29 protein-coding genes are annotated in these 26,841 nt (G+C 61.1%); 15 read left to right on the forward strand and 14 right to left on the reverse strand.

From position 1 onward, the window contains the following. Window positions 1–133: 133 nt before the first annotated feature. Both ABWL43_RS08525 and ABWL43_RS08530 read left to right on the forward strand, forming a co-directional pair. Window positions 134–619: a glutathione peroxidase gene (locus ABWL43_RS08525; protein WP_176998239.1), complete on the forward strand. Its 486-nt coding sequence runs from the start codon at window positions 134–136 to the stop codon at window positions 617–619. Beyond that, a complete protein-coding gene (locus ABWL43_RS08530; protein ID WP_404487421.1) occupies window positions 616–1,107 on the forward strand; it encodes a MarR family winged helix-turn-helix transcriptional regulator in 492 nt (163 codons plus the stop codon). Before ABWL43_RS08525 ends, ABWL43_RS08530 begins: the two co-directional genes overlap by 4 nt. Here ABWL43_RS08530 and ABWL43_RS08535 read toward each other — a convergent pair. Beyond that, complete coding sequence (locus ABWL43_RS08535) at window positions 1,061–3,370, reverse strand: response regulator (RefSeq protein ID WP_145165102.1); 2,310 nt, start codon at window positions 3,368–3,370, stop codon at window positions 1,061–1,063. The genes ABWL43_RS08530 and ABWL43_RS08535 overlap by 47 nt on opposite strands. 172 nt (window positions 3,371–3,542) lie before the next feature. Here ABWL43_RS08535 and ABWL43_RS08540 point away from each other — a divergent pair, with 172 nt between their 5' ends. Together ABWL43_RS08540 and ABWL43_RS08545 are read left to right on the forward strand one after the other, a co-directional pair. Continuing rightward, entirely contained in the window at window positions 3,543–4,433 is an 891-nt protein-coding gene (locus ABWL43_RS08540) for an ATP-binding protein (RefSeq protein WP_404487422.1), read from the forward strand. Then, window positions 4,430–4,912 carry a GAF domain-containing protein gene (locus tag ABWL43_RS08545; RefSeq protein WP_404487423.1) on the forward strand — a complete coding sequence of 161 codons (483 nt, stop codon included), beginning with the start codon at window positions 4,430–4,432 and terminating at the stop codon, window positions 4,910–4,912. The genes ABWL43_RS08540 and ABWL43_RS08545 overlap by 4 nt, the downstream gene beginning before the upstream one ends. A gap of 37 nt (window positions 4,913–4,949) precedes the next feature. Here the strand turns inward: ABWL43_RS08545 and ABWL43_RS08550 are convergent, their stop codons facing one another. The 8 genes from ABWL43_RS08550 to ABWL43_RS08585 form a co-directional block, all read right to left on the reverse strand. After that, window positions 4,950–8,585, reverse strand: coding sequence for a transporter substrate-binding domain-containing protein (locus ABWL43_RS08550; protein WP_404487424.1), 3,636 nt, complete (start codon window positions 8,583–8,585; stop codon window positions 4,950–4,952). 8 nt (window positions 8,586–8,593) lie between these two features. After that, the gene (locus tag ABWL43_RS08555) at window positions 8,594–9,217 is read right to left on the reverse strand and encodes a response regulator transcription factor (protein ID WP_106576804.1); all 624 of its coding nucleotides are present in this window, start codon (window positions 9,215–9,217) and stop codon (window positions 8,594–8,596) included. A 255-nt stretch (window positions 9,218–9,472) separates the two neighbouring features. Next, window positions 9,473–9,868 (reverse strand): response regulator, encoded by a 396-nt coding sequence (locus ABWL43_RS08560; RefSeq protein WP_404487426.1) that lies wholly within the window; start codon window positions 9,866–9,868, stop codon window positions 9,473–9,475. Window positions 9,869–10,039: 171 nt separating this feature from the next. Then, window positions 10,040–11,371, reverse strand: coding sequence for a deoxyguanosinetriphosphate triphosphohydrolase (locus ABWL43_RS08565; RefSeq protein ID WP_106576802.1), 1,332 nt, complete (start codon window positions 11,369–11,371; stop codon window positions 10,040–10,042). Between the two features lie 71 nt (window positions 11,372–11,442). Further along, window positions 11,443–12,606: an EAL domain-containing protein gene (locus ABWL43_RS08570; RefSeq protein ID WP_145165092.1), complete on the reverse strand. Its 1,164-nt coding sequence runs from the start codon at window positions 12,604–12,606 to the stop codon at window positions 11,443–11,445. A gap of 92 nt (window positions 12,607–12,698) precedes the next feature. Beyond that, entirely contained in the window at window positions 12,699–13,034 is a 336-nt protein-coding gene (locus ABWL43_RS08575) for a hypothetical protein (protein WP_145165090.1), read from the reverse strand. Then, window positions 13,031–13,417 carry a phage holin family protein gene (locus ABWL43_RS08580; protein ID WP_064451560.1) on the reverse strand — a complete coding sequence of 129 codons (387 nt, stop codon included), beginning with the start codon at window positions 13,415–13,417 and terminating at the stop codon, window positions 13,031–13,033. The genes ABWL43_RS08575 and ABWL43_RS08580 overlap by 4 nt, the downstream gene beginning before the upstream one ends. 4 nt (window positions 13,418–13,421) lie before the next feature. Further along, the gene (locus ABWL43_RS08585; protein ID WP_106576799.1) at window positions 13,422–13,736 is read right to left on the reverse strand and encodes a YqjD family protein; all 315 of its coding nucleotides are present in this window, start codon (window positions 13,734–13,736) and stop codon (window positions 13,422–13,424) included. A gap of 360 nt (window positions 13,737–14,096) precedes the next feature. Here ABWL43_RS08585 and ABWL43_RS08590 point away from each other — a divergent pair, with 360 nt between their 5' ends. After that, the gene (locus ABWL43_RS08590; RefSeq protein ID WP_404487427.1) at window positions 14,097–15,305 is read left to right on the forward strand and encodes an ammonium transporter; all 1,209 of its coding nucleotides are present in this window, start codon (window positions 14,097–14,099) and stop codon (window positions 15,303–15,305) included. Here the strand turns inward: ABWL43_RS08590 and ABWL43_RS08595 are convergent. Further along, complete coding sequence (locus ABWL43_RS08595) at window positions 15,292–17,010, reverse strand: cation:proton antiporter (RefSeq protein WP_404487428.1); 1,719 nt, start codon at window positions 17,008–17,010, stop codon at window positions 15,292–15,294. The genes ABWL43_RS08590 and ABWL43_RS08595 overlap by 14 nt on opposite strands. 344 nt (window positions 17,011–17,354) lie before the next feature. Between ABWL43_RS08595 and ABWL43_RS08600 the strand changes: the two genes are divergently transcribed. The 3 genes from ABWL43_RS08600 (at window position 17,355) to ABWL43_RS08610 (ending at window position 18,964) form a co-directional block, all read left to right on the forward strand. Continuing rightward, window positions 17,355–17,591: a glutaredoxin family protein gene (locus ABWL43_RS08600; protein ID WP_145165084.1), complete on the forward strand. Its 237-nt coding sequence runs from the start codon at window positions 17,355–17,357 to the stop codon at window positions 17,589–17,591. A 74-nt stretch (window positions 17,592–17,665) separates the two neighbouring features. After that, window positions 17,666–18,001 carry a hypothetical protein gene (locus ABWL43_RS08605; protein ID WP_017529348.1) on the forward strand — a complete coding sequence of 112 codons (336 nt, stop codon included), beginning with the start codon at window positions 17,666–17,668 and terminating at the stop codon, window positions 17,999–18,001. A gap of 72 nt (window positions 18,002–18,073) precedes the next feature. Next, the gene (locus ABWL43_RS08610; RefSeq protein WP_369300513.1) at window positions 18,074–18,964 is read left to right on the forward strand and encodes a pseudouridine synthase; all 891 of its coding nucleotides are present in this window, start codon (window positions 18,074–18,076) and stop codon (window positions 18,962–18,964) included. Between the two features lie 56 nt (window positions 18,965–19,020). Here ABWL43_RS08610 and ABWL43_RS08615 read toward each other — a convergent pair whose 3' ends face one another. Together ABWL43_RS08615 and mobA are read right to left on the reverse strand one after the other, a co-directional pair. Next, window positions 19,021–19,242, reverse strand: a complete 222-nt coding sequence (locus ABWL43_RS08615; RefSeq protein ID WP_065901933.1) for a YgdI/YgdR family lipoprotein — start codon at window positions 19,240–19,242, stop codon at window positions 19,021–19,023. Between the two features lie 79 nt (window positions 19,243–19,321). Beyond that, the gene (mobA, locus tag ABWL43_RS08620) at window positions 19,322–19,924 is read right to left on the reverse strand and encodes a molybdenum cofactor guanylyltransferase MobA (RefSeq protein WP_404487429.1); all 603 of its coding nucleotides are present in this window, start codon (window positions 19,922–19,924) and stop codon (window positions 19,322–19,324) included. A 76-nt stretch (window positions 19,925–20,000) separates the two neighbouring features. Between mobA and moaB the strand changes: the two genes are divergently transcribed. Next, window positions 20,001–20,540 carry a molybdenum cofactor biosynthesis protein B gene (gene moaB, locus ABWL43_RS08625; protein WP_404487430.1) on the forward strand — a complete coding sequence of 180 codons (540 nt, stop codon included), beginning with the start codon at window positions 20,001–20,003 and terminating at the stop codon, window positions 20,538–20,540. Window positions 20,541–20,562: 22 nt separating this feature from the next. Continuing rightward, window positions 20,563–21,750: a gephyrin-like molybdotransferase Glp gene (glp, locus tag ABWL43_RS08630; protein ID WP_404488379.1), complete on the forward strand. Its 1,188-nt coding sequence runs from the start codon at window positions 20,563–20,565 to the stop codon at window positions 21,748–21,750. 220 nt (window positions 21,751–21,970) lie between these two features. On the opposite strand, the gene ABWL43_RS08635 is transcribed toward glp, so the two are convergent. Then, complete coding sequence (locus ABWL43_RS08635) at window positions 21,971–22,300, reverse strand: EscU/YscU/HrcU family type III secretion system export apparatus switch protein (protein WP_242193754.1); 330 nt, start codon at window positions 22,298–22,300, stop codon at window positions 21,971–21,973. Continuing rightward, window positions 22,297–23,874: a flagellar hook-length control protein FliK gene (locus tag ABWL43_RS08640; RefSeq protein WP_106577282.1), complete on the reverse strand. Its 1,578-nt coding sequence runs from the start codon at window positions 23,872–23,874 to the stop codon at window positions 22,297–22,299. The genes ABWL43_RS08635 and ABWL43_RS08640 overlap by 4 nt, the downstream gene beginning before the upstream one ends. Window positions 23,875–24,074: 200 nt before the next feature. Here ABWL43_RS08640 and ccmA point away from each other — a divergent pair, with 200 nt between their 5' ends. The 5 genes from ccmA (at window position 24,075) to ccmE (ending at window position 26,837) form a co-directional block, all read left to right on the forward strand. Then, window positions 24,075–24,710, forward strand: a complete 636-nt coding sequence (ccmA, locus tag ABWL43_RS08645) for a cytochrome c biogenesis heme-transporting ATPase CcmA (RefSeq protein WP_404487431.1) — start codon at window positions 24,075–24,077, stop codon at window positions 24,708–24,710. Then, window positions 24,707–25,375: a heme exporter protein CcmB gene (ccmB, locus tag ABWL43_RS08650; protein WP_404487432.1), complete on the forward strand. Its 669-nt coding sequence runs from the start codon at window positions 24,707–24,709 to the stop codon at window positions 25,373–25,375. Before ccmA ends, ccmB begins: the two co-directional genes overlap by 4 nt. Window positions 25,376–25,456: 81 nt before the next feature. Further along, the gene (locus ABWL43_RS08655) at window positions 25,457–26,212 is read left to right on the forward strand and encodes a heme ABC transporter permease (protein ID WP_145165067.1); all 756 of its coding nucleotides are present in this window, start codon (window positions 25,457–25,459) and stop codon (window positions 26,210–26,212) included. Then, entirely contained in the window at window positions 26,209–26,385 is a 177-nt protein-coding gene (gene ccmD, locus ABWL43_RS08660) for a heme exporter protein CcmD (RefSeq protein WP_106576792.1), read from the forward strand. The genes ABWL43_RS08655 and ccmD overlap by 4 nt, the downstream gene beginning before the upstream one ends. After that, window positions 26,382–26,837 (forward strand): cytochrome c maturation protein CcmE, encoded by a 456-nt coding sequence (gene ccmE, locus ABWL43_RS08665; protein ID WP_106576791.1) that lies wholly within the window; start codon window positions 26,382–26,384, stop codon window positions 26,835–26,837. The genes ccmD and ccmE overlap by 4 nt, the downstream gene beginning before the upstream one ends. Window positions 26,838–26,841 lie beyond the last annotated feature (4 nt).

A 26,841-nucleotide genomic window follows, 5' to 3' on the forward strand; every position in this document is an offset into this window, starting at 1 on the left:
CCCACTTTTGTATCGGACGTGAATGAAGGAATTGATGTGAGCAAATAGGACCTCTTCAATGCGGTCAATTAAATTGCACGCAATTGAATTGCCTACTATCGTTCCAGGTCTTTCCCCTGTTTGAGGCACTGCCATGAGCAACAACCTGCTGAGCATCCCGTGCACCACCATCAAAGGTGAGCAAAAGACCTTGGCCGACTTCGCCGGCAAGGCCATTTTGGTGGTCAACACCGCCAGCAAATGTGGCTTCACCCCGCAGTACAAGGGGCTTGAACAACTTTGGCAGCAGTACAAGGACCAGGGCCTGGTGGTGCTGGGGTTCCCCTGCAATCAATTCGGCAAGCAGGAGCCCGGCAACGAAGGCGCGATTTCCGAGTTCTGCGAGTTGAATTTCGGTGTCAGTTTCCCGCTGTTCAAGAAGATCGACGTCAACGGCAGCGAGGCCCATCCGCTGTTCGTGCAGCTTAAAAAACAAGCGCCGGGCTTGCTGGGTTCCAAGGGCATCAAGTGGAACTTCACCAAGTTCCTGATCGGTCGTGACGGTCAGGTGGTCAAGCGTTTTGCCCCGACCACCAAGCCTCAGGACCTGACCCAAGAGATTGAAGCCCTGCTCAAATGATCGATGTATCCGGCGTGTCCCTGGCACTGGACGACCAGCTGTGTTTCAAGCTCTACGCTGCCTCACGGGCGGTGACGCGTGCCTATAAGCCAATGCTTGACCAGCTGGGCCTGACCTACCCGCAGTACGTGGTCATGCTGGTGCTGTGGGAGTGGCACGAGGCATCGGCGCCGCAGCCGACCGTCAAGGCCTTGGGCGAGCGGCTGATGCTCGATTCGGGCACATTGACGCCGCTGCTCAAGCGTCTTGAGCAACTCGATCTGGTGAGCCGCCAACGCAGCGCACGGGATGAGCGGGAAGTGCACCTGGGGCTGACTCAGGCCGGTGTGCAGTTACGCCACCAGACTCACCGCCTGAAAACCCGCTTGCTGTGTGACAGCGGCATCGACCTGAACCAGGCCGATGCCTTGCGCGAAGGCCTGGACCAGTTGCTGGCGCAGATCAAAGGGTTGTCGTCTGCGGCACCCACAGGTCAAGCAGAGCCTTGAGTTCTTCGCGGCGGAACGGTTTGGCCAGGTAGTCATCCATGCCCGCGGCCCGGCAACGCTCGCGCTCTTCCGAGAGCGCGTTGGCCGTCAAGGCGACAATGGGCAAGTCGGGCCAGCGCCCGCTGCGGCGAATCTGCCGGCTGGCTTCGTAGCCATCCATTACCGGCATGTTGCAGTCCATCAGCACCATGTCAAAGCGCTGCTCTTCAAGGAACTTGAGCGCTTCGCCACCGTGCGCGGCCACCACCACTTCGCAGCCGAGCTTGCTGAGCATGCCTTTGGCCACCAGTTGATTGACCGGGTTGTCCTCCACCAGCAGGATGCGCGCCCGGTGCGTAAACGGCGCGGCTTCCATCTGGATCGGGTCGAGGATCAGTGGTGCGTCGCTGCGTAAATTGCGTTGCAGGATCTGATACAGCGCGTTGCGGCTCAAAGGGCGCGCCTGTTGCTGCAGCGGCGCCAGGGCTGCCACTTCCTCACTGGGCATAAAGTTGCCGTAGGCGGTGACCAGCAGAATGGGCGCCTTGATGGCTGGGCGCAGGCGGAACAGGCACTCCGGGCAATCGGTGATCAACAGGTCGGGGTTTTGCCCGCTCAGGTCGTCGTCTTGAGAATAAACGCGTGGCGCCAGCCCCCAGTGAGGCAACAGGGTTGTGAGCAATTCCGTCAGGCCGCTGCCGGCGTTGGTGATGGCAATGACTTCGCCTGCCAGTGGCGCGTAACGCGTCGCGGGCAAATGCGTGGGCAGTGGCAGGTCGGCGCAGAACTGGCTGCCAAACCCGACTTCCGAGCTGATGCTCAGCCGGCCCTTCATTGCTTCACACAGATTGTGCGTCAGCGCCAGCCCCAGCCCCGTGCCACCAAACTGGCGGGTGATGCCTGCGCCGGCCTGGGTGAACGGCTGGAATATTTTCACCTGCGCATCCTGAGCGATGCCGATACCGGTATCACACACTTCAATCTTCACCCGACCCTCACTGGCGCTCAGGCGCACATCGACTCGGCCAAAGCGCGTGAACTTCAAGGCGTTGGAGAGCAAGTTGCTGACGATTTGCCGCACGCGTGTGGGGTCGCCAATCACTTGGGCGGGAAACAGCGGGTCGATCAAGCACGTCAGTTCAACGCTCGGTGCGGCGTTCTGCGACAGCAGGTTGGCGGTGTCTTCCACCAGCGAGCTGAGATCGAACGGGATACGCTCCAGCTCCAGCTGGCCGGCATCAAACTTGGACAGGTCAAGGATATCGTTGAGCAACTCCACCAGCACTTTGCCGGAGTCATGGGCAATCGACAGTTGCTGGCGCTGCTCGGCATTCAACGGGCTGTCCAGCGAAAGGGCGATCATGCCCAGCAGGCCATTGAGCGGCGTGCGAATCTCGTGGCTCATGTTGGCCAGGAACGCCGCCCGTGCCTGGGCCATGCCCAGCGCCGTCATCTTCGCAGCCTCCAACTCATCATTGGACTGGCTCAGGCGTTGGTTGCTGGCCTTGAGCTCCAGCGTGCGTGCGGAGACGATATCTTCCAGTTGGCCCAGGTACTCGGTGAGGCGGTCCTCGGCGTGGCGGCGCTGCTGGATTTCGGTCTCCATGTTTTCGAACTGCTGGTTGGCGACACTGACCAGCACGCCGATTTCGTCGTTTTCGTGCCCTGGCGGGCAATCCAGATGCGCCTGCTTGCTGGTGCTCAGCGCGCGGATGATGCGCACCAGCGGCTGGGTCAGCATCACGTAAAACAGGCCCAACAGGATGCCGGTCAGCAGCAGGCTGCGGGCAAAGCCGTTAAGCAGTGTGATCTCGGCGCGGTGCAGGAAACGGCTGCCGAAGGCGTAAGTGTCGACGTCCAGGCGCAACACGCCCAAAGAATCATTAGGCATGTGGCTGAGGAACAACCGATCCTCAAACTGGCGGTTGGCGCCAAACAGAAAATCGCTGATGGGCCGGTACGTGCTTTCCTTGCGCGGGCGATCAACGTCGGCCAGGACCACGCCATTGTTGTCGACCAATTGCGCACGGGTGATCGCCGGGGAGTGCAGCAGGCCCAGCGTCAGTTCCTGGGCGAGTTCGGCGTCGATGTTGTAGGCGATACGGGAGGCGGGGTTATGGCTGATTTCGATCAGCGAGCGGATTTCACGGTTGATGGATGCGTCTTCGCTGGCATAATCAATGCCGATTTGGATCAGACTGAGCAAGGTTCCCAAGACGAAACCGACCAGCACAGTCAATCGAGCTTGTTTATAAGACAAGCGGTGGGCGAACTTGATATCCATCGGGTGTTGAACCACTTCACGTTTCCCTTCGCCCGGCAAGCATAGCTGAACATCCACCGGCTTTGGCTTGCTCGGCATAATCATTGATTTTTTTACAGGTGCAGCCCTGTCGCGGTCTGCCGCAGGGTTGCCAATACGCCATCTTTTGCAAGAACTTGCCAGAGGAATAGTCGTGGATAATCGATTGAATGCCTTTCTTGAGCGTGCCGACGCGGTACTTGCACGCCTGGAACCGTTGTTGCCGGCGCCCCGCCAAGCCATCGACTGGGACCAGTGCCTCGCCGCCCGCTGGCAGCGCGAAGGCCGCACTGGCTTTTTGCTGCCCTTGGAAGTCAGCCTGGACATGCGCCTCAGCGACCTGATCGGTGTGGACAAGCAACGCGAACAACTGGCCCGCAACACCCAACAATTTCTCGATGGCCTGCCCGCCAACCACGCGCTGCTATGGGGTTCGCGCGGCACGGGCAAATCGTCCATGGTGCGCGCCTTGCTCGCCCAGCACGCCAAGGCCGGCTTGCGCCTGATTGAAATCGAGCGCGATCACCTGGCCGACTTGCCGCGCGTGGTCGAGCAACTGCTCAAGCTGCCGCAGCGGTTCATCCTGTTCTGCGACGACTTGTCGTTCGAGGCCGGCGAGGGCGACTACCGCGTGCTCAAGAGTGTGCTGGACGGCTCGCTGGAGCAGGCGCCAGAAAACGTGCTGTTGTATGCCACGTCCAACCGCCGTCACCTGGTGCCGGAAAACCAGAGCGACAATGACAACTGGAAACGCGTGGACGGCGAGCTGCACCCCAGCGAGGCCGTCGAAGATAAAATCGCCTTGTCCGACCGGTTTGGCCTGTGGTTGTCGTTCTACCCGTTCTCTCAGGAACATTTCCTGAACGTGGTCGAGCACTGGATTGGCGAACTGGCCAGCAAGGCCGGTATGCAATGGCAGCGCGATGAAGCGCTGGATATTTTGGCCGTACGTTGGGCCACCGGGCGCGGCAACCGCAATGGCCGGTGCGCGTATCAATTCGCCCGTTACTGGGTGGGTCTCAAGTTGTTGGAGCGTCAACCATGATCGATTTGCAACAGGCCGGCACGGGCCTGGATGGCTATGCAATGCTGTGTGCGCAACTGGAATCGCTGCTGGCCGATGAACGCGACTTCATCGCCAACAGCGCGCAGTTCTCCGCGTTTCTGTTCAACCAGCTGAATGACCTTAACTGGGCCGGCTTCTACCTCAACCGTGACGAAGAGCTGGTGCTTGGCCCATTCCAGGGCCAGATTGCCTGCGTGCGCATTCCGTTCGGTCGTGGCGTGTGCGGCGCGGCGGCGGCATCGCGGCAAACCCAGCGGGTGGAGGACGTTCACGCGTTCCCTGGGCATATCGCCTGTGACAGCGCTTCGAACAGCGAACTGGTGGTGCCGCTGATCAAGGACGGCCAACTGATTGGCGTCCTTGATCTGGACAGCCCGTCGCTGGCGCGCTTTACCGCGCAGGACCAGGCAGGCATCGAACAGCTGGCAGCGATTTTCCTGCGTCTGACCGACTGCTGACCGGTGGCGGCAGGGGGAGTGCAAACACTCGCCCTGCCTATTGCACGTCCAGTTCATTAAGGCGCATCTGCAGCATCCTCTCCAATTCAAGCATGCATTTTTCCAGGCTCTTGATGCCGGTTTCGATCTTCGGCCGATCCTCACCCTGGGCGCAGGCGTGCTCCAGCGCTTCACATTCGCCGGCCAGCGCAGCGGCCTGCACGATGCGCGCAGCTCCCTTGATCTTGTGGGCCTGGTCAATGATGGCCTGGGGCGATGCCTGTTGCGCCAACATGGCGGTCAGTTCCTGACGGTCATGACGGCTGCTGTTGAGCAATTCTTCAAGCAGGCGGCGACTCAGCTGTGGGTCGCCGCCCGTCAGCGCCTCCAGGCTGCTGAGGTCGAGCCTCACACCGCCGGGTGGCTGGCCGATCTGCGCCAGTTGCCGCTCCAGCACCGTCAGGCTGATTGGCTTGAACAGGCAGTCGTTCATGCCCGCTTGCGCGCAACGCAGTTTCTCTTCCGGCTGGGCATTGGCGGTGAAGCCCAGCACGACGCAGGCCGGCAGCTGTTCGCGCTGTTCATACTCACGGATCGAGCGGGTCAATTCGTAGCCGTTCATGATCGGCATGTTGCAGTCGGCGATGACCAGGTCGAAGCGTTCCTGACGCCATGCCTTGAAGCCGGCGGCACCGTGCTGGGCGGCGGTGAACTGATGGCCCAGGTAACCCAGTTGCTGACACATCAGCAGGCGGTTCGCGGGATGGTCATCCACCACCAGTACGTTGAGCACCGGCGCAAGCGCCGGGGGCGCGGGTTTGAGTTCGCCCACGGGCTGGACCGGCTGCAGGCGGGGCATTTTCAAGTTGACATGCACTTGGGTGCCCACCATCGGCACACTGCTCAGGCTCAGTTGCCCGCCCATCATTGCGCACAGGCTTCGGCAGATCACCAGCCCCAGGCCGGCGCCGCTCCTGGCCAGGTGCCCGGAGTTGTCGGCCTGGGCAAACGGCTCGAACAGGCGCAACTGGTCGTCGCGACTGATACCAATGCCGGTGTCCTCGACCACCAGTTTCATCTCGACCTGCTGCGGTTGATCGGTGGGTTGCACGTCCACTTTGATGTGCACCCGCCCGCGCTCGGTGAACTTGATCGCATTACTCACCAGGTTGGACAGCACCTGTTTGAAGCGTAACGGGTCGATCAGCACCTCGGTGTCATCCAGCTCGGGCTTGAACTCCAGCAGCAGGCTGAGGGTTTTCTGCCGTGCCAGGCCATCGAACACGCGTACCACCGACTCGATGACTTCGCGCAGGTTCACACGCTCCGGCGCCAGGCTCAAACGGCCGGACTCGATGCGCGCGATGTCCAGGATATCGCCGATCAATTCCAGCAGGTCTTTGGCCGAGTTGTAGGCCACTTCAATGGCCGGGCGGTCGAGATGGCCCTGGTCAGCCCGCTTGAGGGTCAACTCCAGCATGCCGATCACGGCGTTCATCGGCGTGCGGATTTCATGACTCATGGTGGCGAGGAAAGTACTTTTGGCCCGGTTCGCTTCATCGGCGCGTTCCTTGGCGGCGCGCAACTCGTCGAACAGCTGGCGCCGCTCACTGATGTCGATCCAGCCCCCAATGATGCCCTGGACTTCACCAACGGAGTCACGGTAGGGAAGAATCCAGTGATAGATCGTCAGTTTTTTTCCATGCAGGTGCAGGGTGCGGTCGAGAATCAGCGTGTTGCCCTGCGCCACGACTTGCTGGTAGTCCGCGTGGTATTGCGCCGCTTCCGATTCCCGGGCCATGTCCATCTGGATCACACTCTTGCCGATCACGTCTTCACGCTTGACGCCGAAGACCTGCAAGTAACTGTCATTACAGGTTTGCAACAGGCCGTTTCGATCACGCACATAGATCGGGTGCGGGGTTTCGTTGACCAATGCGCGCATGAACTCGAACTGATCGTTGAGGGCGCGCTCGGCCATTTTCCGATGCTTGATCTGGCGGCGCATGTGGGCGTTCCAGGTCAGTGAAATCAGCAGCAACAGCCCGGTGCCAACGATGATTTGCGCGATCAACTGGTGGTAGTTGCGCCAGTAACTGTCGGAGGCGGCGGTGTAGCCGCGCCAGCGACTGTTGATCACGCCCATTTCGTCCGGAGCAATGCTCAGCAGGGCCTTGTCCAGGATTGAACTCAGTTCGACGGCGCGGCGTGGCGTCGCCAGGGCGAACGTGGCGGGAAGGGTGCCGATACTGGTGCTGATCTGCAGTTTGTCCTGGAAAACCTGCGAGGACAGGAAGTAGTTGGCGATCACCAGCGAGTTGACGGCACCTTCCACATTGCCTTGGGCCAGCATTTCGGATGCCTTGAAAGTGTCGCCGACCTCCACCAGGCGAATCTGCGGGAAGTCCTGCGTGAGGATTTTTTCCAGTGGGTTGCCCACGGTGATGGCCAGGCGCTTGCCTGCCATCTGCTCCAGGTTCGAGGGTGCGCCGGGCTCTTTGCGGGTCAGCAGGACGTAGGAGTTTTCCAGGTAAGGGCGACTGAAACTCAGCGAAGCCTCCCGTTCAACGCTGGGGACAATGGCCCCGATGATATCGGCTTTCCCGGTGGTGACCTGTTCGATCATCGCGTTGACTTCGCGACTGCGCAGGATCTTGAAACGTAACCCGGTGCGCAGGCGTATCAGTTCCAGCAAGTCTGCGGTGATGCCGCGAAAATTGCCTTCGGCGTCGAAAAACGTCAGCGGTGCGAAGGTCTCATTGACGACGACTGTTACCACCGGATGGTCTTTGAGCCAACGCTCTTCGCGCTGAGTCAGTTGCAGCTTCTTGTCGGTCAGCAAGATATCGCTGCCGGCGCTCCAGCGCTTGGCGATGCTGTCGCGCTCATTGATGGGGATGGCGGCCAGCACCGAATCGACGATGCTCAGCAAAGTGCGCTGTTCCTGGCGCAGCGCAAAGCTGAAGCCATAGGCTTCATGCTTGCCGAAGTTGGCCATGCGGATGTTTTTCAGGTAGCCCTTGTTGATCATGTAATGGGTGGAAATGGTATCGCCCAAAAACACGTCGGCCTGGTCGAACGCCACTGCATTCAAGGCGTTTTGGTACGAGGGATAGGCGCGGATGTTGGCCTTTGGGTACAGCTTCTGCACTTCATTCAACGGCAGGTAGTGGTAGACCAGGCTCAAGCGCAGTCCGGCCAGCCCATTGCCCAGATTGTAGTTTTCCCCCTCACGGGTCACGAGTACGGGTTGGTCCACCGCGTATGGCTGCGACAGGATGAGATTCGGGTTGGCGGCTTCAAAGCCGTTGGAGGAGCCCAACAGGTCGATTTCGCCTGTTTCAAGCGCGTGGATCGATGCTTCTCGGGTGGGGTAGCGCACCACCTTCACGGGCAATGCCAGGGCTTGGGCCAACAGCCCTGCGTAGTCGGCGGTCAGGCCCTCGTAGTCGCGGCCGCTGGAGGTCAGGTCGAAGGGCGGGTAGTCCGGTGCCGAAGTGCCGAGCACCAGCTCGCGTTTGTTCTGTAACCACTGGCGCTGGGCCTTGTCCAGTTGAACATCCAGTTGTACCGCACTTGCACGGCTCAACAGCGTGAAGTGTTCCGGGCCGGGAGCGGGGTCCGCAGGCACCGTCGTGCTGAAACACACACCGGCGATTAATATAATCAAATAGTCCTTTATACGGCTGGGCATCCGCTTTCTCACACTAGCGCGTTTCGTTTTGCCATCTCGATAAGTTCTACCAAGGACTTGGCTTTAAGTTTTTGCATCAGCCTTTTTTTGTAAGTGCTTACTGTTTTATTACTTAGAAACATCCCTTTGGCGATTTCCTTATTGGTGCGACCTTGTGCGAAAAGTTGTAATACCATCAGTTCCCGGTCGTTCACTGTTTTAAACAGTTCAAGTTCCAGCGTGTCTGTGCCGTCTGCATTACCATTGAGGGCCTGGCTGGGAAAATAGTTATAACCCGACAGCACGGCGCGGATGGCACTCAGCAGTTCGCTGAGGTCGCCTTCCTTGCACACATAGCCATCCGCGCCCGAGCGCATGCAGCGGGTAGCAAACAGCGTCGGGCTCTGAGCGGTCAGAATCAGGGTTTTCATCGATGTGTTCATGGCGTTGAACCGGCACAGCACTTCGAGGCCGTCAAGTTTGGGAATGCTGATATCCAGAATGATCAAGTCCGGCAGGCATTCGCGAACCATTTGTATCGCATCACAACCGTTGTCCGTTTCACCGACGACTTTATAACCCTCATGTTCCAGCAACATGCGGATCGCCAGCCTGATAACGGGGTGGTCATCAATGATAAAAACCGTGTTCATAATCACATTCCATGCAAGTGCAAATAAAGCGGGCACATTAGCTCAGAAGAAGAGGGAGGAGCATGAACCATGGTGGGAACAGGTATAAAACAGGAGAATTCCTACATGAAAAAAGGTAGTTACCTACCAGTTGTTAAGGCTTTGTGACGCTGGATGTAAGCAAGTTTTAAATCGGTGCGGTCATTGGCAGTGCCAGCGATTCAGCGATTGGCCCAGGTATATTTTCGTAGGTAGGCAGAGTTTAAAGTCCTACATTTACAATCGGACCAGGGGCGCAATCAACTTTGCAAGTTCGTCTTTATTCAGCGGTTTGGATAAATAACCAAGCAGCGGCAAACCACGCTGCAGGGCTTGGGTGGTCAGGTTGAAGAGTTCCGAGGAAGGCAGCCCGCTCAGCAGAATGGCGCCGGTTATAAAGTGTTGGCGACTGGCGATTTCTACCAGCTCCAGGCCGAGTAAATCAGGCAGGCATTGGTCGCACAGCATCAGGTCAAACGGCCTTTTGGATTCAGACATCGCGCGGATCGCCTGTTCGGCATTTTCTGCCAGCGTCAGGTGGTCGAAGCCGAAGGTGTTAAGCAGGCACTGAGTGGCCAGAAGCTGAAAGGGGTGATCCTCCACCAATAGGATTCGAAGAGGGTGTCTGGGCATAGGGGCACACGGGTCAGTCAAGCGTCGATGGGTGGCGCGTAGGAATTGCTCGCCAGGTCCGCCAGAAGCGGGCGTGATTATTCCTTGAATGAGTGTACGAATTCGATCAGGCAGCTCTGTTCCCGTCGTAGGCAGATTCTGTTCGGGGAACAGGCGGCGTGATCGCAAGCGTCATTGTGGGCTTGAACGCCCGGTCATCTCCCGCGCCATCTCGGTGGCGTAGCTGTCGGTCATGCCGGCAATAAAGTCGATCATGCGCATGAACGAGGCGTGCAACGGCCACGCCGGGTCCGGTGCGCTGTTGCCGAGCAGGTCGAGGATGCGCCGGTTCTTGAACGACGGCGTGCGCCCGCCATGCTGCTCCAGCGCGGCACCGCAAAACGCATTCAAGAGGATTTCCAGGGTGGTGTAGGCGCCGATTTCATGCAGGGTCTTGCGCTTGTCCTGGAAGATTTTCTTGCGGGCCATGTCCTTGGCATCCAGCACGCAACGCTTGGCGGGGCCATGCATGTGCTCCACCAGATCGCCCGGCAGTGTGCCGGCAAGCAACGCATCCTGCTGTTCCACGAAAGCCCGGGCGGCGGCATTGGTCAGGTGCTCGATGGCCTTGCCGCGCAAAATCGCCAGCTTGCGCCGGCGCGAGTCTTGCGCGCCCAGTTGCCGGTAAGTCTGGGGCAGGTCGTCACCGACCAAGTCGAGCAACAGCGACTCGACCTCGGCGTATTCGAGCAACTCCATTTCCAGGCCGTCTTCGAGGTCGATCAAGGCGTAGCAGATATCGTCTGCCGCCTCCATCAGGTACACCAGCGGGTGACGGGCCCAGCGTTGTTCTTCCAGTTGCGGCAGGCCGAGCCTGTGGGCGATCTGCTCAAGGATCGGCAGCTCGCTCTGGTAACAGCCGAACTTATGCTTCTTGTAGCCCAGCGAATCGGCGTGGCGGGCGGTCCAGGGGTATTTCAGGTAGGTGCCCAGGGTGGCATAGGTCAGGCGAGTGCCGCCGTCGAACTGGTGGTACTCAAGCTGGGTCAGCACCCGAAAACCCTGGGCGTTGCCTTCGAAATTGAGGAAATCATTGCGCTCGGCGCTGCTCATGTCGTCCAGCCAGCCGCGCCCGGCCGCCTGTTGGAACCAGTGGCGGATGGCATCTTCGCCGGAATGCCCGAACGGCGGGTTGCCGATGTCATGGGCCAGGCAAGCCGATTGCACGACCATGCCCAGATCGCTGGGGTCGCACCAGTCGGGCAGTGCGCTGCGCAGGGTTTCGCCCACGCGCATGCCGAGCGAACGGCCGACGCAACTGACTTCCAGCGAGTGGGTCAGGCGCGTATGAATATGATCGTTGCTGGACACCGGGTGCACTTGGGTCTTGCGGCCCAGGCGGCGGAAGGCGCCGGAGAAAATAATACGGTCATGGTCTTTGTGAAACGGGCTGCGGCCGAGTTCTTCCGGGCTGTGCAGAGGCTTTCCAAGACGTTCGCGGGTAAGCAGGGTGGGCCAATCCAAGGCGGGTACTCTCCGTGCGGTGAATGACCCTCCCAGCTTCCCGGTTCAGCTGCACCGGGGCAAGCGAAAATCTACAAGCCGACCGCGTCTATATCGATTAACAGCAAACGCTGACCGTTATCGAAGAATTGTCCGGCGGTCAGGCAATACTGATTGGTGGTGGCGTCGCGGTAAGTCGAAGAGAGGGTCAGACGCCGCTCCTCCCAGCCTTCGGCCAGCAGGTGATAGAAGTAGGGGCGCCACGACCAGTTGTGCCCCAGGTAGCGGCTGTCGGCCTGCCAGGCGTCCTGGCGCCATTCGAAGTTGGGCGTCAGCTGGGTGCCATGCCGGTCGCACTGATAGAAGCGCAGCAGCCAGGGGAAATCCGGCAATTGAGGTAACTGGTCCAGCGGCGCCTGGCCCTGCGCCCAGTTCTGCAGGATCTTCATCAGTTCGGCCAGTTGCAGGCGCAACTGCATGATGCGGCCGCGTTCAGCCAGTTTCTGCTGCACGTAAACCGTACGCAGGCGGGCAAACTGCGGCACGAAGGCATCGGTGGCAAACCAGTCGAGTTGCGCCTGGGCAAACAGGTAACCCTGCACATACCGCGCGCCGCATTCCAGGGCGAAGCTCAGCTGCGCCTCGGTTTCCACACCCTCGGCGATGATCCAGCAGCCAGTCTTCTCAGCCATTTGCGCCAGCGCACGCACGATCTCACTGCTCGGTCCGCCCTTGGCGGCTTCCTGGAACAGGCGCATGTCCAGCTTGAGGATATCCGGCTGCAGCGCGAGTACGCGGTCAAGCTGGGAGTAGCCGGCACCGAAGTCATCGATGGCAATGCGTGCACCGGCCTCACGATAGCGCGCCACCACCTCGGCCAGACGCTGGATGTCTCCGCCCAGTTCAGTGATCTCGAACACAATGCGCTGCGGATCGACGCCATGCGCATGCACCTGCTTCAGGCTGGGCAAGGCTTGGCCGGGGCGCAGACGGTTGATCCAGCGGGGCGAGATGTTCAGGCTCAAAAACCAGTCTGCAGGCGCTTCATGCAGGCGGCTCAAGGCATTGTCGCGGATCTGCCGGTCGAGGCAGCGTAAGGCCACGCCCGGTGTGCGCGGGTCGGCAAACAGCGGGCCGACTGACAGCAAGCGCCCATCAGCCTGGCGCAGACGGCCGAGTGCCTCGACGCCGGCGATGCGCCCGGTGGCAGTGTCGATAAATGGCTGGAAGCAGGCGAGCGGTTGCCCGTCGATCACGGGGCCTCCTTAAGAGAGCTGGCGAAAAAAGGCCCGGCCCTCAGTAACGAGGGCCGGGCCAATTCTGTTTGCAAGAATGCAGCCAGTCGCGCTTAACCCTTGCGCCCTGCCATGGCCAATTTGATCAACGGGATCAAACCGGCCCCTAGCCGCACTAGGCGCGTCACGCTGCTGATACTGCCGCCCTTGGCGCCCTTGCCGGTAAAAAAGCCCATCAGCGTCACCGCGGCCACGCCCCACAGCGGCGCGTGCTTGATGCCCAGGCTGTCCTGCCAGTTATGGCGCAGGTCACGCACTTTGTTCAGCGGGACCATCAATTGATGGGATTCATGGCGGATTTCCTGACGGTGCATTTCCATGCGCAGGCGGATCAACGCCTTGCGCATTTCCCGACGGGAGGTGTTTTGCGGGATTTCAGTCATGCTCATGGCAGCAGGCGCTCCCGATCATTGGCCAGCTCTTCGAGGGTGGCGTGGAAGGGCGTGGATTCATCGAATATCGCCGCTTTCAAGCGCACTCCGCAAAACGCTGCGGCCAGGCTGTAGAACACGCAGAGGCTGATAATCCCGGTAAGACGGTAGGTGTCCCAGACCAGAATCATCACCAGCGCCGATAACCCCACCAGTAACAGCAGGGCAAATACCAGCGCCAGGCCTGCAAACAGCAGCAAGCTGACCGTGCGGGATTTCTGCTCCTGCAACTCGATGCCAAACAATTCGACGTGGCTGTGCAGCAAGCCCAGAACGGCCGCGCCCAGGCGTCGGGAAGTGGAGCTTGAGCTCGTGGACGAGCCGGATTCGCCGATAGACATGGTATTAGCGCCTTGTAGCCAGCAGACCGATCAGAAAGCCAACGCCGGCGGCAATGCCGACTGACTGCCAAGGGTTGGCTTGCACGTAATCTTCGGTGGCGGTGACAGCCGCCTGGCCGCGTTCACGCAGGGAATCTTCGGTCAGTTGCAGGGTTTCACGGGCCTTGAGCAGGCTGTCGTGGATCTTGGTGCGCAGCTCGTCGGCTTGGTCGCCGGCCAATACCGCGGTGTCGTCCAGCAACCTTTCAGTGTCACTGACCAGGGTTTGAAAATCCGCCATCAGTATTTCTTGAGCAGTCTTTGCAGTTCTTCGGGCCATGGTTATCTCCGTGATTGGCTGATCTGTGCGTCTGGTGCGTTACGTTTGTTTTCGAGTCACCGCTAACGGTGAAGGTTCACTGCAATTGTCTGGTACAGCTTTTGCTTTGCCTTGGTGCGCCTGCCCCAGGGTATGCGCTGAATCCGGGCGACCCGAGGCTAATGCCTTGAAAAACCTTACCCTAAATAAATAAAACCCGCGGAAAAACCCTGTCGGCAACGGCCTTTTGTGTTGATCGCTGCGCTAAAGCGGTTCACACCTTCTGCACAGAGGTGGGGCTGGTGGCGCCAATTTAGTGCGCGACACCCTGGCTTGAACCGCTTTGGTGCTTTTTGCCTTAATGCAGGCCTGCCAACCTCCATGGAAAATTTGCAAAGTGCAGTGGACACACTTGTTCACAGCTCCAACACCCTGTTCATCCTGATCGGTGCAGTCATGGTTTTGGCCATGCACGCCGGCTTCGCGTTCCTGGAAGTCGGCACCGTGCGCCAGAAAAACCAGGTGAATGCCCTGTCGAAGATCCTCAGCGACTTCGCCATCTCGACCCTGGCCTATTTCTTTATAGGCTATTGGATCTCCTACGGCGTGAGCTTCATGCAACCGGCGGCGGTGATCAGCGCCGATCATGGCTACGGCCTGGTGAAGTTTTTCTTCCTGCTGACGTTTGCAGCGGCGATTCCGGCGATTATTTCCGGGGGCATCGCCGAGCGCGCCAAGTTCGCTCCGCAGCTGTGTGCCACCGCGCTGATCGTGGCGTTTATCTACCCGTTTTTCGAAGGCATGGTGTGGAACGGCAACTTCGGCCTGCAAGCCTGGCTGCTCGCAACCTTTGGTGCCAGCTTCCATGATTTCGCCGGTTCCGTGGTGGTGCATGCCATGGGCGGCTGGCTGGCGCTGGCGGCGGTGCTGCTGCTGGGATCGCGCAATGGTCGATACCGGGAAGGGCGCTTGGTGGCCTTTGCGCCGTCGAGCATTCCGTTCCTGGCGCTGGGCTCGTGGATCCTGATTGTCGGCTGGTTCGGCTTCAACGTGATGAGCGCGCAGACCCTCAATGGCGTCAGCGGCCTGGTCGCCGTGAACTCGTTGATGGCCATGGTCGGCGGCACCGTTGCCGCGTTGGTGATCGGCCGCAATGACCCAGGCTTCCTGCATAACGGCCCGTTGGCCGGGCTGGTGGCGATTTGCGCCGGTTCCGACCTGATGCACCCGGTGGGCGCGCTGGTCACGGGTGCGGTGGCCGGTGGTTTGTTTGTGTGGTTTTTCATCGCGGCGCAGGATCGCTGGAAGATCGACGACGTACTGGGTGTATGGCCGCTGCACGGCTTGTGCGGCGTATGGGGCGGCATTGCGTGCGGCATCTTTGGCCAGACGGCCCTTGGCGGCCTGGGCGGCGTGAGCCTGATCAGCCAGTTGATCGGCACGGCATTGGGCGTGGCGGTGGCGCTGGTCGGCGGGCTGGTGGTGTACGGCGTGATCAAGCGTGTACACGGGCTACGCCTGAGCCAGGAGCAGGAGTACTACGGCGCGGACCTGTCGATCCACAAGATTGGGGCGGTCAGTCAGGACTGAGCGGTTTTTCGGTCTGCGCATCAAAGCCGTGCAATAGGCGATAACGGTTCTGGCGCACCTCATCCACCCGCGCCTGCACCTGGTGGTCCGGCAGGCCCAACAGGATCAAGGCGTGGGAGGCGAGCATCAGGCTCGATTCCAGTAGCTCGGGCACCACTTCGCTGGCGCCCGCCGCTTTCAACTCGGCCAGTTGGCTGTCATCGCGCGTACGCACCAGCACGGGGACGTGCGGGTTGATCCTTCTGGCCTCTTTCAGGACCGTGAGGGCCACATCGCTGTTGTCCACGGCAATCACCACCAGCCGCGCGCGCTCCAGGCCGACCGCACTGAGCAACGCCCCACGGCGGCAGTCGCCGTAATGCACGCTGCTGTCTTCGGTGGCGGCCTGCGTCACGCGCTCGGGGTCGTCATCCAGGGCGATGAATGCCTGATGTTCCCGACGCAGAAAGCGCCCGATGGATTGCCCGACGCGGCCATACCCGCAAATCACCGCGTGGCCACGTAAATCGGCATTGAGCGCGGTGATTTCCTCCAGTTGCACCTGCTGGTTGGGCTTGCGGTGCAGGCGCAGGGCGATGCCCGGTGCGGCGCGCAGCAACAACGGAGTCAGCAGCATCGAGCAGAAGGTGGCGGCCAGCAGCAAACCGTTGAACTCGTCCGGGATCAGCCGGCTCTGTTGCATCTGCGCCATTAACGCGAAGCAGAATTCGCCGCCTTGCGCCAGGGCAAGGCCGCTGCGCCACGCGGTTTCACTGTCGCTGCCGCGCAGCTTGACCAGGGCTGCCACCACACAGCCCTTGATCAGCATCAGCGCGAGGGTCAGGCCGAGGATCAGCACGCTGTGGCTGACAAACAGCTGCAGGTCGATAAGCATGCCGATGCTGACGAAAAACAGCCCGAGCAGGATGTCGCGAAATGGCCGTATGTCCGCCTCAATCTGATGCCGGTAATGGCTTTCGCCCAACAGCATGCCCGCCAGAAAAGCCCCGAGGGCAGGGGACAGGCCGAGCAAATGCGTGAGCCAGGCGGTGAGCAAGACGATCACCAGCGCCAACAGCACAAACAGCTCAGCCGAATGGGACGCGGCAACTTCGTGGAACAGGCGGGGCAGCAACCAGCGACTGGCAAACAGCAGGCCGACGAACAACAGCACGGTTTTGCCCAGCGTCAGCGGCAGCGCCCAATACCAGGCGTGTTCGCTGCTGCCGGCAAACACCGGCACCAACGTGAGCAGCATTACCGCCACCACATCCTGGAACAGCAACACGCCAATCGCATTCTGGCCGTGGCTGCTGAAGATTTCCCCAAGGCTGCTCAGCTCCTTGCTGACAATCGCGGTGGAGGACAATGCCAGCCCCGCGCCGAGCAACAGCGCGACGCTTGGCGACAGACCGAAGCCCATCAACAGGCCTCCCAGCAAGGCTGCGCACCCCAGCACCTGCAAACTGCCCAAGCCAAACACCACCCTGCGCAGGGCGAGCATCTTGGTCAGGGAAAACTCCAATCCCAAAGAAAACAGCAGGAACACCACCCCCAGTTCGGCAAGGTCGGGCAGCTCTTCGCTGTCATTCACCCAGTCCAGAGCGGTGGGCCCCACCGCCAGGCCGACGCACAGGTAACCCAGCACGGGCGGCAATTGCAGGCGGCGAAACAGCGCTATCACCACCAGGGATGAGGCCAGAATAATCAGCAAATTGGCAAACACGGGCAGCTTCCTTGCAGGTTGAGCGGACAAAAAGGCGCGAGAATCGCTGAATCAGTTATAGGCCATGGTGATCTGGGTCAGGCTTTCAATGCCCAGCAGGCAAGTTGTAGCAAGCGGGCCTGCTGTGGCAAGCGTGCCTGTCGTGGCGAGCGGGCTTGCTGTGGCGAGCGGGCTTGCCCCGCGTTGGGGCGCGAAGCGGCCCGAAAACCTCCCACCCACGTCCATCTCGAACAAACACACCCGCCGCCTGAGCCCTTTCGCCAATCAACCCGGATCACCCCGCTCGCCACCGGTATTTGGCAGGTTTAGAATGATTGCCTGTTTCCTGATCAGGCCCATTCGCCATGCTTCCTGAATGCCAGTTATTCGGCACCCTGGGTTGCCATCTTTGTGAGATTGCCGAAGTCGAAATCATGCCGCTCGTCGAACACGGGTTGCTGGTGGAACTGGTGGACATCACCGACCCCGATGACCTGACCGACGCCTACAGCCTGCGGATTCCGGTGCTTCGCCGGGTGGATACCGGGGCAGAGCTGGACTGGCCATTCGACACCGGACAGGTTGTTGCCTTCCTGTCCTAGGCTTTCTCCGATGGCGAGTTTCCAAATATTACGTTACTGTATGTTTGTACAGCGATTGAATAGAGGGAACGCCCGTGGTGAATGTTGAACAACTGAAAAGCAGCGTCAATCGCATGTCCGCCGACGTCGTGCGCGACGCGGTGAACGAGCTGCGCCTCGATGGCCTGGTCACGGAAGGCAAGACGCCTTTTAACAAAGTGCACTTCAATACCTGCTTTGCCGAGATCGAAGCGTTGTTCCAGCGCGCCGGTTATCACAAGCAGTTGGATGTGGTGGGTTACCAAGGGTTGTTGTACGCGCTTTACGATCCCGGTCGCTGGGAAGCGGTGGACGTACTGCGTTGGCTCAAGGAGTTCACCGAGGCGGCCAGCGCTTCGCCGATCCTGCGTGCGCAATTGGCCAAGGCCTGAGATCCGCCCTAGGCTCCATCGCGCTCCATGCGGGATAATGCCCGCCTGATTTTCCAGGCTTCGAGCATTGTCATGTCATCTTCCGGTTTTTCCGCGTCGCAACACCAAGCCAGCACGTTGTATTTGCCACCTGGCAATTGGGCGACGGTGCTGGAGTGTCTGTGCGAGCATTTCCCTGCGATTGGCCGCGAGCACTGGCTGGACCGCATCGCCCGTGGCCGCGTACTCGACATCAACGGCACGCCGATCAGAATGGATTTGGCCTACAAGCAAGGCCTGTGTATTTACTACTTCCGTGAAGTGCCGAATGAGAAGGTCATTCCGGTTGAGGAAACCATCCTGTATGCCGACGAGCACCTGGTGGTCGCCGACAAACCGCATTTTCTCCCGGTGACCCCGGCGGGTGAGTACGTTGAACAGACGCTGTTGCGCCGCTTGATCCGGCGCCTGGATAACCCTGCTCTGGTGCCCTTGCACCGCATCGACCGGCACACCGCAGGGCTGGTGCTGTTCTCGGCCAACCCGCACAGCCGTTCAGCTTATCAACAGCTGTTTCCAACACGGCGCATCGACAAATTCTACGAAGCCATCGCTCCAGCGTTGCCTGATTTGACCTTCCCCATGGTTCACAAAAGCCGTCTGGTGGAAGGCGAACCGTTCTTTCGCATGCAGGAAGGCCCCGGCGTCAGCAACACCGAGACGGCGGTGGAAGTCCGTGAGAAAAACGCCGACCTGTGGCGCTACGGCCTGTTCCCCGTGACCGGCAAGAAGCACCAGCTGCGCGTCCACATGACCGCGCTGGGGGCGAGTATCTGCAATGACCCGTTCTACCCCGACGTGATCAAGGACGCCGAGGACGACTACGCCAACCCGCTCAAACTGCTGGCCCAGGGCGTGCGGTTTATCGACCCGGTTACCGGTGAGCAACGCGATTTCCGCAGCCGGATCACCCTCGACTGGTAAACCCCGGAAACGACAAGGCCCGCGCGAGGCGGGCCTTGTGGGTCCAGCGTTAAGACTTACAGGTCTTTAACGGTGCGAACCTGATCCTTGTTGATGCGGGTCTGCTTGCCGTCAAGTTGTTCGAACTCGTAGAAGCCCGAAGCCTTATCGAATTTAGGGGTGTCGACGGCCTGGATTTCGCGACCGTCATTCAGGGTGATCACTGTAGGCGAGGCGCAACCGGCGAGAGTAGCGAGGCCCAGTGCAAGCATGAGAGCGGCGATGGTCCGTTGAGTCATGAGTGTGTCTCCGAGAGAATGCTTTTAAATTGCTGACCTTGTGACGCGCGTCGCGTCGACAAAGTTCCTTGTGCGAGGTTCATTCTGACACGCCGAAGGCTGCGTGCAACAGTTCAGGTGTATTCAGGTTGGCCAGGCGCGGGTCATTCGCCGGGCACTCCAGGCCCACGCCGCCCAGTTGCAGCAGAATCTTGCGCGGGCTGCGTTCACCGGCGTTCCAGGCCCGTTCTACTTCGGTTTGCAGGTGGGTCGGGATGATGCAGATCAAGGGTTCCCAGAATTCGCCCTGACGCACCATCACCGGCACCAACGGTGTACGGCGTGCAGTTTCACGCAGATCGGCGAGCAGCGCCGCGTCGATGTTTGGCACGTCGCAGGGCAGGATCAGCAGCTGTGCATGGCGCGCGGCGGCCAGCCCGGCGCGGATGCCTGCCAGCGGTCCGGGAAAGTCCGGGCTGTCGTCGCTCACCAACTGGTCGGCGTAGGGCGCGTACAGGTCATGGTTGCGATTGCACGAGATGATCAGGTCATCCGTCAGCGGCCGGGTCAGGCGCTGCAGGTGGGCAATCAACGGCTGGCCATGCCAGGGCAGCAGGCCCTTGTCCTGACCACCCATGCGCTGGCCGCGGCCACCGGCCAGCAGCAGAATCGAACAGGGCAGGGGCGAAGAATCGAGAGACATGGCGGTTCCGCTGCGGCAGGTAAATAGGGCCCTGTGATATAACATCGGGCTGTTCCTTCGACAACCGGACCGAGCCATGAACGCCAAGGCTGATGCGCCCTTCGTACCCCTGAATATTGCTGTACTGACTGTCAGCGACACCCGCACCCTGGACACCGACACTTCGGGCCAGGTCTTCGTCGACCGCCTGACCGCCGCCGGCCACAGCCTGGCCGAGCGCGCGCTGCTCAAGGACGACCTCTACAAAATCCGCGCGAAAGTCGCCCACTGGATCGCCGAAGACGTGGTGCAAGTGGTGCTGATCACCGGCGGCACCGGCTTCACCGGCCGCGACAGCACGCCCGAAGCGGTGAGCTGCCTGTTGGATAAACAGGTCGATGGCTTTGGCGAACTGTTCCGCCAGATCTCCGTGGCCGATATCGGCACCTCCACCGTGCAATCGCGCGCCCTGGCCGGCCTGGCCAATGGCACGCTGGTGTGCTGCCTGCCGGGTTCGACCAACGCGGTGCGTACCGGCTGGGACGGCATCCTCGCCGAGCAACTGGACAACCGTCATCGCCCGTGCAACTTCGTTCCTCACTTGAAGCAGGCCGAACCCTGCGAATCCCGTGGATAAGCCCGGCAAAACCGGCGCCCTGATGCCAGTGGAAGACGCGCTGCGCCAACTGCTGGACATGGCCGAAGCCGCGCCGATCCGTGAGCCGCACGTGGTGCCGCTGGCCGACTGCGACGGCCGCGTGCTCGCGCACGACCTGATCTCTACCCTCGACCTGCCGCCCTGGCCCAACAGCGCCATGGACGGTTACGCCCTGCGCCAGGCGGACTGGACCGGCGAGCCCTTGCCCGTCAGCCAACGCATCTTCGCCGGCCAGGCGCCGCAGCCGTTGGCCGCCGGCACCTGCGCGCGCATCTTTACCGGTGCGCCAGTGCCGGAAGGCGCCGATTGTGTAGAGATGCAGGAAAACGCCGTGGTCCACGCCGATGAGCGCGTGAGTTTCAGCGAACCCTTGCAGGTGGGCCAGAACATCCGCCCGCAAGGCCAGGAAACCACCGTCGGCGAGTTGGTGTTGAGCGCCGGCACCCGCCTGGGCCCGATTGAGCTGGGCCTGGCCGCCTCGCTGGGGCACGACCGCTTGAGCGTGGTGCGCCGCGTGCGCGTGGCCGTGTTGTCCACCGGCGACGAGTTGATCGAGCCCGGTTTGCCGCTCGGCCCGGGGCAGATCTACAACAGCAACCGACGCGTGCTGTGCAGTTGGCTGGCGCGCATGGGCTGCGAGGTGATCGACGCCGGGATTCTGCCGGATGACCTGGAAAAAACCCGCAAACGCCTGGCGGACCTGGGCAGTGTCGACCTGATTCTGTCGACCGGTGGAGTGTCGGTGGGCGAGGCTGACTTTCTCGGCATCGCCCTGCGTGAAGAGGGCGAGTTGGCCCTGTGGAAGCTGGCGATCAAACCAGGCAAACCGCTGACCTTCGGGCATTTTCGCGGTGTGCCGGTGATCGGCCTGCCCGGCAACCCGGCGTCGACCCTGGTGACCTTTGCGTTGCTGGCGCGGCCTTATCTGCTGCGCCGCCAAGGCGTGCAAGAGGTGGAGCCGTTGCGTTTCGAAGTGCCGGTGGGTTTCACCTGGCCCAAGCCGGGCAACCGCCGCGAATACCTGCGCGGGCGGATCGAGCAGGGCAAGGCGATCATCTACCGTAACCAAAGCTCCGGCGTGCTGCGCAGCGCCGCGTGGGCAGAAGGGTTTGTGGAAGTGCTGGAAGGCACCACGCTGGCTATCGGCGACAACGTCAATTTCATTCCGCTGAGCGAAGTGCTGAACTGACGATAGCGATCTAAATGTGGAAGGGTTCCCTGTGGTGAGCGGGCTTGCCCCGCGTTGTGGCGCGAAGCGGCCCTGATACAGGCGCCACGGTTTTTCAGAAAGATGTAATCGGTGAGGTTTTGGGGCTGCTGCGCAGCCCAACGCGGGGCAAGCCCGCTCGCCACGACAAGCCCGCTCGCCACAACATGTCCGCTTACCGCAAGGGGCATGAGGTCTGCGTCTAGTAATCATCCCCGCGCTCAGTCACGTCCCTTTCCACCGGCTCGGCGTTCGGGTCGTACCCCGCCGGAAACTTGCCCTTCAGCGTCCACGCAAAGGCAATGATCTCCGCCACCGTGCGGTACAACTCTTCCGGAATGCTGTCGCCCAGCTCCATGCGCGCCAGCAGCTTGACCAGCTCGGCGTTCTCATAGATCGGCACTTCATTTTCCCGCGCCAGCTTCAAAATGGCTTCGGCCAAGGCATCGTCGCCCTTGGCCGTCAGGGTCGGCGCTTGCTGGCCGTCGTACTTGAGGGCAATCGCCTGGCGTGGTGGGGCTGGATTTTTCATGCGGTTTCATCCACCCAGCGTTGTTCCAGGCCGGTTCTTGGGCCGCGCGGTGGGGTGCCGAGGTGGCAATCCAGGTCGCCGACGTTGAGGCCCGAGGTCACCAGGCGTTCGCGCAAATGGCCCAAATGGCTTTCGATCAAACTGGCGGTAAAGGGCCGGGTTGCCCACAGCTGGCTGGACAGTTTGCCCTGGGTCAGTTGCGCCTGAACCTGCAATGGCCCCAGCGGCTCCATGTCGAACGCCAACTCGACGCGCCAGAGCATCTGCTTGGGGTCTTTCTTGTCTTTGCGTTCGGGTTGATCCTTGTCCGGCGTGGGTTCCTCGCGCTGGAACTTGACCTGCAACGGCACGATGTCCTGCAAGGTGCGCATGGGAATTTCCAGTTGCCAGGTGGTTTGCAAGCGGCCATCGGCGGTGGTGCCGGTTTGCTCCAGGCTCGACAACTGATGGCTCTGCAGGCGCGAAATCGCACCGGCGGCCAGGCGCAGCAGGTTTTCCAGGTCGCTTTCGCCTTCCAGGCGCTGCATCAGCCGATCCGGCAGCGGAAAGCCGGCGGGTGCCTGACGCGCGCCGATCTGGCCGAGCGTATTCAGCGGGTTACGCACAAAGTTGGGCAATACCTGGGCCAGGGTATTGGCGGCGAGGATGGCATTGAGATTGGTGGCACTGGGCAGCGCAGGCAGCAAGTCGGCGACCAGGCGCAGCAACGCGCCTTTCATGTCCAGCGGCGGGATTTGCGGGTTTTGCCCGGCGAGCAACTTGGCTTCAAGAAACGCGCCGCTGTTCTGTACCAGCTGCGCCAACACCTTGGGATTGCTCACTTGTGCCAGGTCGGGCAACGCCGCCAGCAACCGCGCCGCCGCGGCGCGCAGGTCGGTGGACGTGCTGTCGTCGGTGGGCAGGTTTTGCAGGGCGGTGAAAACCACGTCCAGCGAGCCTTGGCGACTTTGCTGAGTAGAAAGCTGTTGGGCCACGGCCAATTGATCCTTGAGCCCGCTCAACGGCACGAAGTTCAAGGTCTGCGCATTTTGCACCACGGCGCTGAGCAAGCTGCCCACCCGCAGTGGCTGCGGGCTTTCCAGCGTCAGCGTGGTGCCGGCGAGGGCGTTGTTGAGCACCGTCACCAGCGAGCGGTAGATCGCCGGTTGCGTGGTGCCTTGCGGCAACATCTGGGTGGTCAGCACCTTGGCTTGCAACAGCGTGCCCACCGGCATTTGCGTGGTGTCGATACGCGTGAGGGCGGCCACGTTGGCGCTCAAGGCCTGCTGCAACGAGAGCGTCAGGTTGCCGGCTGGCGTCTGGCTCACCGCTACATTGCTGCCCAACGGCAAAGGCTGGGCGCTGCTGGCTTGCACCAGGGTCTGGCGGCCGCCTTCAAGGGTCAATTTGAGCAGCAGCTGAAACGCATCGCCGCCTTGTTTAAGCGCGATCACCTCGGCGTTGGCGGTTTTCCCAGGGTCGATCAGTCCGGCCTGCGGCTCCAGCAGTTTGAGCAACTCGCCGGTCGGCGGCAGCGGGGCAGGCCCGGGCGCCGGGGCAGGAGGCAGCGTAGGAAGGTTGATCTCACCGGTCATCGTGCGCATCGTCTCTGGGGAAATTGCCCTCTTTAGAGTAGGGCATCACATGTATAATGCCGCCCGTCTGCAAAGAGAGCGGTAAAAACCTCACAACTATTTGATCCAGCTCTCTAAAATCGGTCGCCAAAGCCGTTATTGTGCATCTCTCTATAACGGCCGCTGCACCGCCGACTTGAACCGTAAAGGCCCGCGATCTCTTGACCAGCCCTCTTCTTGAAGCCGTAGCGCTCGCCTGTGAACGCGACCTGCGGATGCTGTTCGAACACCTCGAACTGCGTCTGACGGGCGGCGACATGGTGCAAATAAGCGGCCCCAACGGCAGCGGCAAGACCAGTTTGCTGCGCCTGCTGGCCGGTTTGATGCAGCCGACGGCAGGGGGTGTGCGGCTCAACGGCCAGCCGCTCAACGAACAACGCAGCGAACTGGCCCGTAACCTGATCTGGATCGGCCACGCCGCCGGCATCAAGGACGTGCTCACGCCGGAAGAGAACCTCAGCTGGCTCAGCGCCCTGCATTACCCGGCCTCCCGTGATGCCATTTGGCAAGCCCTGGCGGCCGTCGGCCTCAAAGGCTTTGAAGATGTTCCCTGCCATACCCTGTCCGCCGGCCAGCAGCGCCGCGTAGCGCTGGCGCGTTTGTACCTGCCGGGCCCGCCGCTGTGGATTCTCGACGAACCGTTCACTGCCCTCGACAAACAAGGCGTCGCCCAGCTCGAAGGACACCTGGCCCGGCACTGCGAGCAGGGCGGTTCAGTGGTGCTTACCACTCACCACACGCTGACGCGCATGCCCGCCGGTTACCGTGAGCTGGATTTGGGCCGGTGGTCGGTATGAGTGTGTTCGCGCTGCTGGTCGCCCGTGAAGCACGGCTGTTGTGCCGTCGCCCGGCTGAATTGGCCAATCCGCTGGTGTTCTTTGCCATCGTCATCGCCTTGTTCCCGTTGGCGGTCGGTCCCGAGACTAAACTGTTGCAAACCTTGTCCCCAGGATTAGTGTGGGTGGCGGCGCTTTTATCAGTGCTGCTCTCGCTGGACGGGCTGTTTCGCAGCGATTTCGAAGACGGTTCCCTAGAACAGTGGGTCCTTTCGTCGCACCCGCTGCCACTTCTGGTTCTGGCCAAGGTACTGGCACACTGGGCTTTTTCCGGCTTGGCGCTAGTCTTGCTCTCACCGTTGCTGGCGATGATGTTGGGCCTGCCCGTCGAATGCCTGCCGGTATTGTTGCTGTCCTTGTTGCTCGGTACGCCGGTGCTCAGCCTGTTGGGGGCGGTGGGCGCAGCGTTGACCGTCGGTTTGAAGCGGGGCGGCCTGTTGCTGGCCCTGCTGATTCTGCCTTTGTATATCCCGGTGTTGATCCTGGGCAGCGGCGCCTTGCAGGCCGCGCTCATGGGCATTCCGGCGACCGGTTACCTCCTGTGGCTTGGCAGCCTGACCGCCCTGGCGGTAACCCTGACACCCTTTGCTATAGCGGCTGGCCTGAAGATCAGCGTCGGCGAATAATGAGGTCTGGTTAAGCGTTATTAACCAGTAAAGACCCTGAGTTTCTCGCCAAGACGAGAAACCACCGTGATGGAAACAGCAATGAACTGGACCTGGTTTCACAAGCTCGGCTCGCCCAAATGGTTTTACGGCATCAGCGCCAAGCTGCTGCCGTGGTTGAGCATTGCCGCCGTGTTGCTGATCGGCATCGGCCTGGTCTGGGGCCTGGCCTTCGCCCCGCCGGACTACCAGCAAGGCAACAGCTTTCGCATCATCTATATCCACGTGCCCGCCGCGATGCTGGCGCAGTCCTGCTACGTGATGCTGGCCGTGTGCGGCGTGGTCGGGCTGGTGTGGAAGATGAAACTGGCCGACGTCGCCCTGCAATGCGCGGCGCCCATCGGCGCGTGGATGACCGCCGTGGCGCTGGTCACCGGCGCCATCTGGGGCAAGCCGACCTGGGGTTCATGGTGGGTGTGGGACGCGCGCCTGACCTCGATGCTGATCCTGCTGTTTCTGTACTTCGGCCTGATCGCCCTGGGCAATGCCATCAGCAACCGAGACAGCGCCGCGAAGGCCTGCGCGGTGCTGGCGATTGTCGGCGTGATCAACATCCCGATCATCAAATACTCGGTGCAGTGGTGGAACACCCTGCACCAGGGCGCCACGTTCACCCTTACCGAAAAACCGGCGATGCCCGTGGAAATGTGGGCGCCGCTGCTGCTGATGGTGCTGGGGTTTTACTGCTTCTTCGGCGCCGTGCTGCTGATGCGCATGCGTCTGGAAGTGCTCAAGCGTGAAGCCCGCACCAGCTGGGTCAAGGCCGAAGTGCAAAACAGCCTGGGAGCGCGGGGATGAGTTTCAACTCTTTCAGTGATTTTCTCGCCATGGGCCACCACGGCCTGTACGTCTGGACGGCCTATGGCATCTGCCTGGCGGTGCTGGCCCTCAACGTCGCCGCGCCGATCCTGGCCCGCAAGCGTTACCTGCAACAAGAGGCGCGTCGTTTGCGCCGGGAGACCGATAAGTGAATCCGCTGCGTAGAAAGCGTCTGTTGATCATCCTGGCCATCCTGGTCGGTGTGAGTGTTGCCGTGGGCCTGGCGATGAGCGCCCTGCGGGAGAACATCAACCTGTTCTACACCCCGACCCAGATCGCCAACGGCGAAGCGCCGGTAGACACGCGCATTCGCGCGGGCGGCATGGTGGAGAAGGGCTCGCTCAAGCGTTCCGGCGATTCCCTCGACGTCACCTTCGTGGTCACCGACTTCAACAAGGCCGTGACCATCACCTATCGCGGCATCCTCCCGGACCTGTTCCGCGAAGGCCAGGGCATCGTCGCCCTCGGCAAGCTCAATGCCGACGGCGTGGTGGTCGCCGATGAAGTGCTGGCCAAGCACGATGAGAAATACATGCCGCCGGAAGTCACCAAGGCCCTGAAAGACAGCGGCCAACCCGCTCCAACCCCGGCAAAGGAGGGCTAAGTTG

It is taken from the genome of Pseudomonas sp. HT11 (assembly GCF_044875395.1).
In the GTDB taxonomy this organism is placed as follows: Bacteria; Pseudomonadota; Gammaproteobacteria; order Pseudomonadales; family Pseudomonadaceae; genus Aquipseudomonas.

Coding starts and splice junctions, on each gene's coding strand:
- ABWL43_RS08610 (WP_369300513.1), top strand. CDS start 18,074: ATGTCATCTTCCGGTTTTTCCGCGTCGCAACACCAAGCCAGCACGTTG.
- ABWL43_RS08655 (WP_145165067.1), top strand. CDS start 25,457: ATGAACTGGACCTGGTTTCACAAGCTCGGCTCGCCCAAATGGTTTTAC.
- glp (WP_404488379.1), top strand. CDS start 20,563: ATGCCAGTGGAAGACGCGCTGCGCCAACTGCTGGACATGGCCGAAGCC.
- ABWL43_RS08550 (WP_404487424.1), bottom strand. CDS start 8,585: ATGCCCAGCCGTATAAAGGACTATTTGATTATATTAATCGCCGGTGTG.
- ABWL43_RS08580 (WP_064451560.1), bottom strand. CDS start 13,417: ATGTCTATCGGCGAATCCGGCTCGTCCACGAGCTCAAGCTCCACTTCC.
- ABWL43_RS08525 (WP_176998239.1), top strand. CDS start 134: ATGAGCAACAACCTGCTGAGCATCCCGTGCACCACCATCAAAGGTGAG.
- ccmD (WP_106576792.1), top strand. CDS start 26,209: ATGAGTTTCAACTCTTTCAGTGATTTTCTCGCCATGGGCCACCACGGC.
- ABWL43_RS08560 (WP_404487426.1), bottom strand. CDS start 9,868: ATGCCCAGACACCCTCTTCGAATCCTATTGGTGGAGGATCACCCCTTT.
- ABWL43_RS08640 (WP_106577282.1), bottom strand. CDS start 23,874: ATGACCGGTGAGATCAACCTTCCTACGCTGCCTCCTGCCCCGGCGCCC.
- ABWL43_RS08555 (WP_106576804.1), bottom strand. CDS start 9,217: ATGAACACGGTTTTTATCATTGATGACCACCCCGTTATCAGGCTGGCG.
- ccmB (WP_404487432.1), top strand. CDS start 24,707: ATGAGTGTGTTCGCGCTGCTGGTCGCCCGTGAAGCACGGCTGTTGTGC.
- ABWL43_RS08585 (WP_106576799.1), bottom strand. CDS start 13,736: ATGGCCCGAAGAACTGCAAAGACTGCTCAAGAAATACTGATGGCGGAT.
- ABWL43_RS08600 (WP_145165084.1), top strand. CDS start 17,355: ATGCTTCCTGAATGCCAGTTATTCGGCACCCTGGGTTGCCATCTTTGT.
- ABWL43_RS08590 (WP_404487427.1), top strand. CDS start 14,097: ATGGAAAATTTGCAAAGTGCAGTGGACACACTTGTTCACAGCTCCAAC.
- mobA (WP_404487429.1), bottom strand. CDS start 19,924: ATGTCTCTCGATTCTTCGCCCCTGCCCTGTTCGATTCTGCTGCTGGCC.
- ABWL43_RS08530 (WP_404487421.1), top strand. CDS start 616: ATGATCGATGTATCCGGCGTGTCCCTGGCACTGGACGACCAGCTGTGT.
- ABWL43_RS08575 (WP_145165090.1), bottom strand. CDS start 13,034: ATGAGCATGACTGAAATCCCGCAAAACACCTCCCGTCGGGAAATGCGC.
- ABWL43_RS08615 (WP_065901933.1), bottom strand. CDS start 19,242: ATGACTCAACGGACCATCGCCGCTCTCATGCTTGCACTGGGCCTCGCT.
- moaB (WP_404487430.1), top strand. CDS start 20,001: ATGAACGCCAAGGCTGATGCGCCCTTCGTACCCCTGAATATTGCTGTA.
- ABWL43_RS08535 (WP_145165102.1), bottom strand. CDS start 3,370: ATGGATATCAAGTTCGCCCACCGCTTGTCTTATAAACAAGCTCGATTG.
- ABWL43_RS08545 (WP_404487423.1), top strand. CDS start 4,430: ATGATCGATTTGCAACAGGCCGGCACGGGCCTGGATGGCTATGCAATG.
- ABWL43_RS08635 (WP_242193754.1), bottom strand. CDS start 22,300: ATGAAAAATCCAGCCCCACCACGCCAGGCGATTGCCCTCAAGTACGAC.